The sequence below is a fragment of the Microbacterium sp. CPCC 204701 genome, from assembly GCF_004010105.1.
Taxonomy (GTDB): Bacteria; Actinomycetota; Actinomycetes; order Actinomycetales; family Microbacteriaceae; genus Microbacterium.
Window position 1 is genome coordinate 1 of the sequence record NZ_RRYE01000633.1, and the last position, 1,052, is coordinate 1,052.

The 1,052-nt window shown below is 71.7% G+C and carries 1 protein-coding gene; it reads left to right on the top strand.

Going from position 1 to position 1,052, the window contains the following annotated elements:
• Positions 1 to 222 precede the first annotated feature (222 nt).
• On the top strand, positions 223 to 1,052 hold an 830-nt coding region (locus EIO58_RS18480; protein WP_164861893.1), incomplete at its 3' end, for a hypothetical protein.

The following is a 1,052-nucleotide window of genomic DNA, read 5'->3' on the forward strand; positions in this document are numbered from 1 at the left end:
CGGGGTGCGGCGGATCCTCCGCGCCGGGCCGGGTGTTCTCACGGTCAGGACCGGATGCCGCTGCCATGGGACAACCTTAGGCCGCGATCGCCCATGAAGCTCGAGCCGGCCAGGCGTTTGGCGGATGTCATCCGTGATCCGGGCGCCGCGGCCCGGTGCTCGGACCGCCCCCGTTCAGATTCCCGCACCCGGGCGTTCGCGCGCCGTGGCTACCGTCCCGCGATGACCTTCTTCGAGCCGTCGAACCCCGACACCTCGTGGAAGACCTCGGACGACCCGTTCTCACGGCTTCGCCGCGAGTACCATCGCAAGCGCGCGATCACGGTGTCGGTCGTCGCGGGGTTGATCGTCGCCACGCTCGTCGGCATCGTCGCGGTGACCGGACCCGACCGACTGCTCACGAGCGCACAGCAGCTGCTCCAGCCGGAGCCGGCCGCGGACCTCATCGCGATCGCCGACAAGACGTTCCTCACCGACGTGGGCAGGGCGACGCTCTACGCCGCGCGTCCTCGCGTCGCCGACCTCGACGAGATCGCGCGCGCGTGCAACAGCGGTGAGGACGAGGCTCCGCCCATGGGGTGCTACAACTCCCTGTCCGGGATCACGGTGTACCAGCCCGCCGATCCCCGCGTAGCCGACACCGCCGTCACCACGCTGGCGCACGAGCTGCTGCACGCCGCCTACGAGGGGCTGGGGGCGGCCGAGATCCCGGGCATCCACGAAATGCTGCACGCCGAGATCGCGCGGGTGCCCCCCGAGGATCCGGTGCATGCGCAGATCCAGGCCTCGATCGGCGCTCACGACGAGAACCGCGAGACCGAGCTCTTCGCGTACCTCGGATCGCAGGTCATGCCGGACGGCGGGTTCGCTCCCGAGCTCGAGGCCGTCTACGCGCGGTACTTCACCGATCGGTCCGCGCTGGTCGCAGTCCACGGTCAGGTGACCGGGGCCGTGGAGGCGACCCTCGCGGAGGCGGTCGCGGCGCGCGACGCGCTCGCCGCAGCGGAGGCCGCCAACGCGGCGGAGCGCGCGCAGCTCGACGCGGACATGCG